General features: G+C 65.6%; 11 protein-coding genes. All 11 read left to right on the top strand.

Annotation, left to right across the window (positions count from 1 at the left end):
• The coding region (locus tag VGZ23_17310; GenBank protein ID HEV2359351.1) for a GGDEF domain-containing protein at nucleotides 1–264 on the top strand (264 nt) is incomplete at its 5' end.
• A gap of 12 nt (nucleotides 265–276) precedes the next feature.
• Nucleotides 277–1,416 (top strand): redox-regulated ATPase YchF, encoded by a 1,140-nt coding sequence (ychF, locus tag VGZ23_17305; GenBank protein ID HEV2359350.1) that lies wholly within the window; start codon nucleotides 277–279, stop codon nucleotides 1,414–1,416.
• A 137-nt stretch (nucleotides 1,417–1,553) separates the two neighbouring features.
• A complete protein-coding gene (gene rpsF / locus VGZ23_17300) occupies nucleotides 1,554–2,015 on the top strand; it encodes a 30S ribosomal protein S6 (protein ID HEV2359349.1) in 462 nt (153 codons plus the stop codon).
• Nucleotides 2,008–2,421, top strand: a complete 414-nt coding sequence (gene ssb, locus VGZ23_17295) for a single-stranded DNA-binding protein (GenBank protein ID HEV2359348.1) — start codon at nucleotides 2,008–2,010, stop codon at nucleotides 2,419–2,421. The genes rpsF and ssb overlap by 8 nt, the downstream gene beginning before the upstream one ends.
• A gap of 25 nt (nucleotides 2,422–2,446) precedes the next feature.
• Nucleotides 2,447–2,707: a 30S ribosomal protein S18 gene (gene rpsR, locus VGZ23_17290; GenBank protein HEV2359347.1), complete on the top strand. Its 261-nt coding sequence runs from the start codon at nucleotides 2,447–2,449 to the stop codon at nucleotides 2,705–2,707.
• Nucleotides 2,708–2,759: 52 nt separating this feature from the next.
• Nucleotides 2,760–3,827, top strand: coding sequence for a DUF2232 domain-containing protein (locus tag VGZ23_17285; GenBank protein HEV2359346.1), 1,068 nt, complete (start codon nucleotides 2,760–2,762; stop codon nucleotides 3,825–3,827).
• On the top strand, nucleotides 3,824–4,267 hold the full coding sequence (rplI, locus tag VGZ23_17280) for a 50S ribosomal protein L9 (GenBank protein HEV2359345.1): 444 nt from the start codon (nucleotides 3,824–3,826) through the stop codon (nucleotides 4,265–4,267). The genes VGZ23_17285 and rplI overlap by 4 nt, the downstream gene beginning before the upstream one ends.
• A 74-nt stretch (nucleotides 4,268–4,341) precedes the next feature.
• Nucleotides 4,342–4,815, top strand: a complete 474-nt coding sequence (locus tag VGZ23_17275; protein ID HEV2359344.1) for a hypothetical protein — start codon at nucleotides 4,342–4,344, stop codon at nucleotides 4,813–4,815.
• Between the two features lie 227 nt (nucleotides 4,816–5,042).
• Nucleotides 5,043–6,392 carry a replicative DNA helicase gene (gene dnaB, locus VGZ23_17270; protein HEV2359343.1) on the top strand — a complete coding sequence of 450 codons (1,350 nt, stop codon included), beginning with the start codon at nucleotides 5,043–5,045 and terminating at the stop codon, nucleotides 6,390–6,392.
• A gap of 252 nt (nucleotides 6,393–6,644) precedes the next feature.
• Entirely contained in the window at nucleotides 6,645–7,307 is a 663-nt protein-coding gene (locus VGZ23_17265; GenBank protein ID HEV2359342.1) for a dihydrofolate reductase family protein, read from the top strand.
• Between the two features lie 814 nt (nucleotides 7,308–8,121).
• A complete protein-coding gene (locus VGZ23_17260) occupies nucleotides 8,122–8,913 on the top strand; it encodes an SDR family oxidoreductase (protein ID HEV2359341.1) in 792 nt (263 codons plus the stop codon).
• The last annotated feature ends 702 nt before the right edge of the window (nucleotides 8,914–9,615 follow it).

Genomic DNA, 9,615 nt, shown 5'->3' with positions numbered 1-9,615 from the left:
CGCTACGGCGGCGACGAGTTCATGGTGCTGCTCCCGCACACGCCGCGCACGGCCGCCGCCGACGTCGCCGAGCGGATCCGCCGCACCGTCGAGAGCACGCCGCTTCTCGTGGGCCGGGAGGTCACGTCGGTGACGGTGAGCCTCGGGGTGGCCGGCTTTCCGGAAGACGGGGACACGACAGTCACCCTCATCGACGCCGCCGACCGCAACATGTACCGGGTCAAGCAGGCCGGCGGCAACGCCGTCGCCGTCGCGGTGCCGTAGGCCGGGACCGTCATGGCCTTGTCCTGCGGCCTCGTCGGCCTGCCGAATGCCGGCAAGTCCACGCTGTTCCGCGCTCTGACGGCCGCCCCGGCCGAGATTGCGCCGTATCCCTTCACCACCATTGCCCCCGGGGTCGGGGTGGTCCCCGTGCCCGACGCGCGCCTCGAGGCGGTCGCGCGCGTCACCAAGCCGGAGCGCGTCGTGCCGGCGACGATCGAGCTCGTCGACATCGCCGGCCTCGTGCGCCACGCACACCGGGGAGAAGGACTCGGGAACCGGTTTCTCGCCCGCATCCGCGAAGTCGATGCGATCGTACACGTCGTCCGGTGTTTCGGCGGACCGGTCGCGCACGTCGAGGGCGGCGTGGACGCGATTCGCGACATCGAGATCGTGGAAACCGAGCTCATCATGGCGGACCTCGAGACGGCGCAGCGGGCGCGGGCGGAAGTGGCGCCGCGGGCCCGGACGGGCGACCGAACGGCGCGGGACGAGGAGGCGGTCCTCGCGCCGCTCGAGACGCACCTCGCCGCGGGCCGTCCCGCCCGGACGTTCGCTCCCCTGCGGATTCCCGCGGAAGCCGCGGAGTCCGCGCCGGCGCCGGGAGGACCGCCGTCAGGGAGCGCCCAGACGATCGGCCGGCTCCACCTGCTGTCATCGAGACCGGTGCTCTACGTCGCGAATCTCGACGAAGCGGAACTGTCCGCGAGCCCATGCCTGGACCGGGTCGCGCGGCGCGCCCGCGGGGAGGACGCAGGAGCGCTCGGCCTCTGCGCGCGCCTCGAACTGGAATTGAGCGAGCTCGACGCCGCGCAGGCGGCGGAGTTTCTGCAGGCCCTCGGCCTGGCCGAACGAGCGCTGCCGCGGCTCGTGCGGGCGTGCTTCGACCTGCTGCGTCTCAGGACGTTCTTTTCGATCGCCTCCCGCGAAGTGCGGGCGTGGACCGTGCGGGCGGGAACGCGGGCGGCGCAGGCGGCCGGTCGGATCCACACGGACATGGAACGCGGCTTCGTCCGCGCCGAGGTCGTTGCCGCCGGCGACCTGGTGGCGTGCGGCTCCCTTGCCGCCGCGCGCGAACGCGGGCTCGTGCGGCTCGAAGGGCGCGCATACGAAGTGGCGGACGGGGATGTGATCACGTTTCGGTTCGCCCCCTGACCCGGTCCTGTGGTATAATGGCGCGGTCAGACAAGGCACCTGGTGCCTTCCTGCCCTGCCCCGTGTCGCCCGGCGCGTCGCGGCAGGGCCGCCCGGACGTCGCTCCGGCAGCCCATCAGGAAGGATGTGGAGCAGAATTGGCCACGTATGAGATCGTCGTCGTGCTGCGTCCCGACCTCGACGAGGAGGCCGCCGCGGCGGCCATCGCGCGTGTCCACCAACGGATCGCCGAGTACGGCGGCACCGTCGCCACCACGGACCGGTGGGGAAAGCGCCGGCTCGCCTACCCCATTCAGAAATACCGCGACGGATACTACGTGCTGTCGGTCTTCACGCTCGAATCCGGACAGGTGGCCCGCCTTCGCCAAACGCTGGGCCTCAACGAGAACCTGCTGCGCTTCGTCGTCTCCGAACACCATCCGGCTCCGGTCCGCCCGGCCGCACCCGCGGCGGCTCACGCCGGCGCGCCTGCGGCGGCGGCTCCAACTCCGGCGGCTCCAACCCCGGCGCCCCCGGCGCCGGCGGCCCCCGCGGCCACCCCGCCGCCGTCTTCGGACGGCCAATCCGCCGCGGTGGTGACGGAACGCGCCGATGTATAACCGCATCATCCTCATTGGCCGGCTGACGAGAGACCCGGAGCTGCGGTATGTGCCGAGCGGCGCCCCGGTCGCGAGTTTCACGCTTGCGGTGGACCGGCCGTTCAAGGATCAGCAGGGGAACCGCGAAACCGACTTCATCGACGTGGTGGCGTGGCGCAAGCTCGCCGAGCAGGTGAGCCAGTACATGACCAAGGGCCGGATGGTGGCCGTCGAGGGCCGTCTGCAGATTCGGTCGTACGAAACCCAGGACGGGCAAAAACGCAAGGTGGCCGAGGTCGTGGCGGACGGGGTTCGGTTCCTCGACCGCGCGCGGCCCGGAGCCGGCCCGGTGGAGGCGGCGGCCCCCGCCGCCGGCGCGGGCGACGAGTCCGCGCAGGGCGGTCCGGACGAGGACGTGCCGTTCTAACGACGCATGACGATGGAGGGAGGCAATGCCTGAACCGAAGGAGCGGGAAAGCCGGCCGCGCCGCGATTACCGGCGGAGGCCGAAGCGCAAAGTCTGCTCGTTCTGTGCCGAGAAGGCGACGTACATCGATTACAAGGAAGTGAATCGCCTCCGCCGCTTCGTCACGGAACGGGGCAAGATTCTGCCGCGGCGCGTCTCGGGCAACTGCGCGCGCCATCAGCGGGCGCTCGCCGTCGCGGTCAAGCGCGCGCGGGAGCTGGCGCTCCTGCCCTACACCGGCGAGTAGGAGCATCCCGGACCCCCCGCCGTCCCCCGGGGTCCGTTCGGACCGAGATACGGTGGCTTCGCACACACGGCGGCATCCCACCCGCGGCCTGACCGAAGGCGCGATCCTCGCCGCGCTCACGGCGATCATCGCGGCGGCCGGTCTGCTCGCGCCGCCCGTGGCCTTGTTGCTGGCTCCGCTGCCGATCATGCTGCTCGTGATCCGGTGGGGCATGCGCATCGCCGTGCTGGCCGGCATCATCGCGGCGGCCGCGCTCTTCCAGTTCACCGGACCGCTCAACGCCGTATCCGCCGTTGCGATGTTCGCGCCGCTCGGCCTGGCGCTCGGTTGGGGAGTCCGCCGCGGCCTGGCGGCGCAGTGGACGATCCTGACCGGCGCCGTGGCGTTTCTCCTGGCGTCGCTCGCCATGCTGGCCGCGGCCGGCGCGCTGATGCATCAGGACGTGATGGGCGATTTCATCAGGGCCCAGGTCCAGGCGATGCAGATGTCCGTGGACCTCCAGCGGCGGCTCGGGGCCCCGGGCACCCAGGTCGAGGAACTCCGGAAGATGATCGCGATTCTGCCGCAGTTCCTGCGCACCGCGCTGCCCGTGGCGCTCGGCTTCGGCGCGCTGCTGTGGTCCTATCTCTGCTACGCGGTGGCGCGCTCGGTGCTGCGCCGGGTCGGGCACCCGCTGCCGGCGATACCGCCCATCGGCACGTGGCGCCTGTCGGCCGCCCTCGCGTCGGTGATGCTGTGGGCCGGCGCGATCCTGTCACTCGGCGCCCTCCGGGCGCCGCAATTCGGCGGCGCGGCACTCGACGCGATGCTGGTCAACCTCTTCGCCTTCGGCTTCCAGGGGGTGCTGGTCGGCGTCGCGTGGGCCAACCGTCGCGGGTATCCCCGGCTCGTGCAAATTCTGTTCGGGGTCATGCTGTTGGTCGCGGGCGTCCTGCCCCTGATGGGACTCGCGATCCTGGGAATGCTGGACACCTGGTGGGACTTCCGCCGGCTCACTCCGCCGCGAGGAGGCACCGCGCCGGGTGCTCCGGCGCCGGCGTCGAAGGAGATGGGCGGCGGCCCCGCCGGGCCGGACGGGCAGCCGATGGGCCGCACGACCAAGGTGGTGCATCAGCGGTGAAGGTCATCCTCTTGAAGGACGTGCCCGCGCTCGGCCATACAGGCGACGTACGGGACGTCAAGGACGGTCACGCGCGCAACTACCTGCTGCCGCGCGGGTTGGCCGCGCCGGCGACGGACGCCAGCCTGCAGGCGCTCGAACAGACGAAGGCGGCGGCGGGCCGCCGCGAGGCGCGCGTCAACCAGGAATTGATCCGGCTCAAAGGCCGCCTCGAGGCCCTCGTCGTCGAGGTCCGCGCGCGCGCCGGCGAGGACGGCCGCCTGTTCGGCTCGGTGACGGCGCAGGACGTCGCCGACGCCATTGAGCGGCAGGGCGTCGACATCTCGAAGAAGCAGATCGAGCTCGAGGAACCGATCAAGAACACCGGATTCTATAGAGTACCGGTGCGCCTGCATCCGCGGCACACCGCGATGGTGGAAGTGAACGTCATCGCCGGGTAGGGCGAACGGTCGCGGGCGAACCGCCGGCGCCGGAACGCCGTAATCCGGGCACGAAGGGTCACCGGGGGGAGCGCATGAAGCGCCTGGGCGTGATCGTGCTGGCCATCGCGTTGGCGGCGCCGCCGGCCATCGCATCGTCCGATCCGATGTTTCTCGTCGTGCCGGGCCGGCGCATCGGTCCCGTCACCATCGGCATGCACCTCAATGCCGTCGAAGAGATCCTCGGCCACCCTTCCCGCGTGGATTCCGACGGCCGCACGCAGTGGTACGAGTGGAAGTCGCCGGACAACCGGCTCCGCTCGATCGCCGTCGAAACCCTCCAAGACACCGTCGTGCTCATCAGCCTCGCCCACGACCCCAGGTACCGTACACGCGAGGGCTGGGGGGACGGCGACACGCTCGAGGCCGTGGAACGGGTATGGGGGCGGGCTCCATCCGTCATTCACCTCAGCGGGTTCGGGATCGCGCAGTACCGAAAGAAGGGCATCGCGTTCGTGACGGACGGCACCCGACACGTCACCGGCATCGTGATCGCGCCGGCGCTTTAACCGCGGCCTCGCCCGGTCCCCAGGATATCCAGAACCTGTGCACGAAAAATCCGCCGTTAATCACAAGATTTTTCGGTAATTCCCCCAACGCGTCAACAAGGACAAAATAGCCGGCGAATTGCATCTACTGGCTCGCACATGCGACGTCAATCGCGTCCTCACGTGGTATGGACGCATGCCGAACATATGTTCTATAATCGGGGCAGGCCCGTGACCCGGGAGTCCACGTGAGCATCGTCCACCAGCTGGAACGGGTTCCACCACAAAACCTCGAGGCCGAGCAGGGCGTGCTCGGCTCGATGCTGCTCGACCGGGACGCCATCGCCCGCGCGGTCGAAGGGCTGCGCGCGGAGGACTTCTACCGCGACGCGCACCGCGTGATCTTTCAAGTCATGGTCGAGTTGTTCGAGCGCGGAGAGCCGGTCGACCTCATCACCGTCACCAACCGGCTCGCCGGGACCGGCAAGCTCGACGACACCGGCGGCGCCACCTACCTCGCCGCGCTGCCCAACACCGTCCCCACCGCCGCCAACGTCGACTTCTATGCAAACATCGTCCTCGAGAAATCGATGCTCCGCGCGTTGATCAACGCCGGCACCCGCATCGCCGCCATGGGCTACGACGGCGCCGACGACGTCGCGGCGATGATCGATCTGGCCGAAAAGCTCGTCTACGGCATCGCCTCGCGCCGCAACGTCCAGGACTTCGAGGCGATCAAGGAAATCCTCAAGCAGAGCTTCGAGAAGATCGACCGGCGCTATCAGGAAAAGGGCACCATCACCGGCGTCGCGACCGGCTTTTCCGATTTCGACATGCTGACTTCCGGGCTCCAGCCGGCGGACATGGTGGTCGTCGCCGCCCGCCCCTCTGTTGGAAAAACCACACTCAGCCTCAACATCGCGCAGCATGCGGCACTCCAGAGCAAGATCCCGGTCGCGATCTTCAGCCTGGAGACGAGCAAGGAACAGCTCGTGCAGCGCATTTTGTGCTCAGAGGCGCAGGTGGACAACAGCAAACTCCGCACCGGCTTTCTCGCCGACGAAGACTGGCGGAAGCTCGCGCGCGCCATGGGCGGCCTCAGCGAGGCGCCCATCTTCATCGACGACTCCGCGACGCTCTCGCTCATCGAAATGCGCGCCAAGTCCCGCAAGCTCAAGGCCGAGCACGGGCTCGGCCTGATCGTGGTCGATTACATCCAGATGATCCAGTCGTACAAGCGGTCGGAAAACCGCACGCAGGAGCTGAGCGAAATCGCCCGCGGGATCAAGTCGCTGGCGAAGGAGCTCGACGTTCCGATCATCGCGATCTCCCAGCTCAGCCGCGCGGTGGAAACCCTGGGGCAGAAGCGGCCGATGCTGAGTCATTTGAGAGAGAGTGGCGAAATCGAGCAAGTGTCCGACCTCGTCGTGTTTCTCTACCGCGAAGACTACTACGATCAGGAAAAAGCACAGAAGGAGAACAAAGAGAACATCTGCGAGCTCATCATCGCGAAGCACCGCAACGGGCCCATCGGCACCGTGGAGCTGTACTTCCACAAGGAACACAGCCGGTTCGCAAATCTGGAGAAGCGGCGCTAAATTACAACTGTAGTAGTAGTCTAGTACTGTAGTAGTGGAGGCGTTCCGGACCCAATCGGGGTGGGGTGATGGCCCGCCCTGAAAGGGATACTGAATCGATTGGGATCGGAACGCGAATGGTGAGAGGAGAATTTCCAGCGTTGCGGTTCTGATGTATCCGCGCAGCGGATTTAGTTCAACAAAGCGATGGAGCCGACGCAAAATACGCGCGGCTCATCGCTACGCCGATAGGCGTCTAAACGGAGGCAAACGATGACACGAGTTCGCGTTGAGGGCTTCACCATCTCGCTCGACGGATACGGAGCAGGTCCGAATCAAGACATCAACAATCCGCTCGGCGTTGGCGGGACGGAACTGCACCAGTGGCTAGTCCCAACACGCACGTTCCAGCGGGTCTTGTTCGGCAAGGACGGCGGTACGACCGGGGTTGACGATGATTTCGCCGCCCGTGGCTTTCAGAATGTTGGGGCCTGGATTCTTGGGAGGAACATGTTCGGACCCATTCGTGGGGACTGGCCGGACACAAACTGGAAAGGCTGGTGGGGAGACAATCCACCGTATCACGTTCCAATCTTCATCTTGACCCATCATGCTCGTCCCCCCATCGAGATGGAAGGCGACACGACGTTCCACTTCATAACAGGAGGCATTCGCGAGGCGCTCGACCGTGCACGCGAGGCCGCTGCCGGAATGGACGTGCGGATCGGCGGTGGGCCGGACACAATCCAGCAGTATCTTCGTGAGGGCCTCGTTGATGAACTGCACATTGCTATCGCGCCGGTCCTTCTCGGCCGGGGGGAACCGCTGTTCGAAGGGGTTGACTTGCGGGCTCTGGGATACGAATGCGTTGAATTCGTAGCGTCGGAGAAAGCCACGCATGTCGTCCTACGGGTGCCAGGGCACACGGACGCCTAACGAAACGTTGCAGCCGCCAAACCGCACGTGACGGTAGACCCCGAATTCGTAACAGGAAACTCGGGCGCTTTCGGTTGAACGCTGAGCCGTTACGTTGACCCATGGAAAAGCATTCATTACCTGAAGACCTACGGTCCAAGGCTTCAACAGCTGGCGGAGAACAAGCGTGGCTGATGGCGGATGTCGAGGACATAATTTTGGCGGCCCGTAACCTTGCAATGACATGCATCGGTGGTCAGGTACAATTCCGATTCCCCGGAGGCACATGCGAAGCCTACAGGGTCAACTTTGATTCTACAGAACGGCAACCGGGCGAAACATGGCCAGCGTATGTATTGAGGTCGGCTGAGGGCCATTCGGCAGCCCCAGTGCTTGCAACCAATGGCTTGACGACGGTGCGAAGGATCCGCCGCCTGTGAAAGTCACGGTAGTCTCACTTCCGAAATAAAGGTCTTAGCCAAGGGTGTTTCTACTACCTCAACGTCGCACGCGCGTTCGTCCTTTGGGGGCGAATCAGCCCCCTATCGGAAATGGCCAACTATCCCGATCGTCCGAGGGGTGGCGAGGCCCGAAATGGCCAACTATCCCCGGATAAATGGCCAACTACAATCGAATCCTACAGTTGTCTTGTAGGTTTCCATTATGATTGGACATTTACCAGTAGACACCGGCCGCGGGGCGAACTGGGCAGTTGGTTGGGCGCCCATTTTCCCGACATCGCGGTGTCTACATCATCGACGGCTCTGACGATCGGGACGTCGATGGATGTCATGTTGGGCGGGTGTGAGCATCCCGCGTACAGAGGGAGCCAGATATGATCCTCAAGGACAAGATTGCGGTGATCTACGGAGCCGGCGGTGGGATCGGCGGTGCTGTCGCACGCGCTTTTGAGCGCGAGGGCGCCAAGGTTTTTCTCACCGGGCGCCACCGGGCGCCGGTCGAAGCGGTCGCCAAGGACATCGTTTCCGCAGGCGGATTCGCCGAGGCAGCTGAGGTCGATGCTCTCGACGAGAAAGCTATCGACAAGCATCTACAGTCCGTAATCGATAAGGCGCGCCGCGTCGATATCTCGTTCAACGCCGTCGGGATCCCGAATGCGAGGATTCTGGGTGTGCCTCTGGCCGAGCTGGATCTCGAGCACTTCTCCCTGCCGATCACGAGCGGCGTTACGTCGTACTTCCTGACCGCACGCTTGGCAGCCCGGCGGATGATCGCGAACAAATCGGGGGGGATCATGACCGTCACCGCAATCCACTCGCGGGAGGGCCTCCCCTTGGTGGGAGGCTACGGTCCGGCGCAGGCCGCCACGGAGGCACTCACTCGAGATCTATCTGCCGAGCTCGCTCCTCACGGCATTCGCGTGGTCGGTCTGCGACCACAGGCCATGCTGGAGACACGCACGATCAAGGACGCCTTCGAGCCTCGCGCCAAGGCATCAGGAATGATCTGGGAACAGTGGCAACAGATGCTCGCAAGCACGACCCACGGGAAGCGGCTCATGACGCTTGAGGAGATGTCAAACGTGGCGGCTTTCATGGCGTCCGACAAGGCGAGCGCGATGACGGGAACTACCGTCAACCTGACCATGGGCAGGCTGGATGATTAGAGGCTCAGCGACCCCGGCCTTGCCAAGAGCGCGCGTCTACGCCCGAGGAGCGATGCGACACCAAATACATTTTCGAATTGACCCAGGAGAACACCGCATGAAACCGCTCTACACCGCAGTTGTTACCGCGCGCGGCGGGCCGCGATGGCTGCGCACGCGCCACCGAGCCGCCGCTCGACCTGCCGCTCGCCACACAAGTCGCTCGGCGGACCAGCGGTGGTCGAGGCTGAGGTGGTATCGCAAACACGATTCCCGAAACAACTTGCACACACGTGCAAACATTCAGGATGGTTAGTCTGCAATCCGGAAGTAATTTTGCGAACGTTTGCCGACCAACCGCTATGCAGGAGTGCCACACGGCATCAACACAAGAATGCGACATACACGCGACCTGACAGACGAACAGTGGAACACCCTTGACCCTCTAATCCCGAAACCAAGAAGACGATGTGATGGCCGAGGGCAACCCTGGAAAAGCCGGCGGTCCGTCCTGGAAATCGAGAGGATGCGCGTTCGGCCGATTTTGCTACCGGGGATTAGTTGGCCACATGCGAACAGTTTGTAACCTTCGGCCCCACCGAGTACCGCAGCCGATTGCTCCATGCAACAATGAGTGGGGATCCGAATTGTCAAAGCACAGCGAGACCGTAGGAGCGCACCTTCCCGCGCCGCTCGTCTTCGCCGGCCTCTTCGCCGTCGGCC

This window comes from bacterium (assembly GCA_035945995.1).
GTDB lineage: Bacteria > Sysuimicrobiota > Sysuimicrobiia > Sysuimicrobiales > Segetimicrobiaceae > DASSJF01.
Note: the sequence above shows the minus strand (reverse complement) of the source record. Positions and strands in the feature narration are given on the sequence as shown.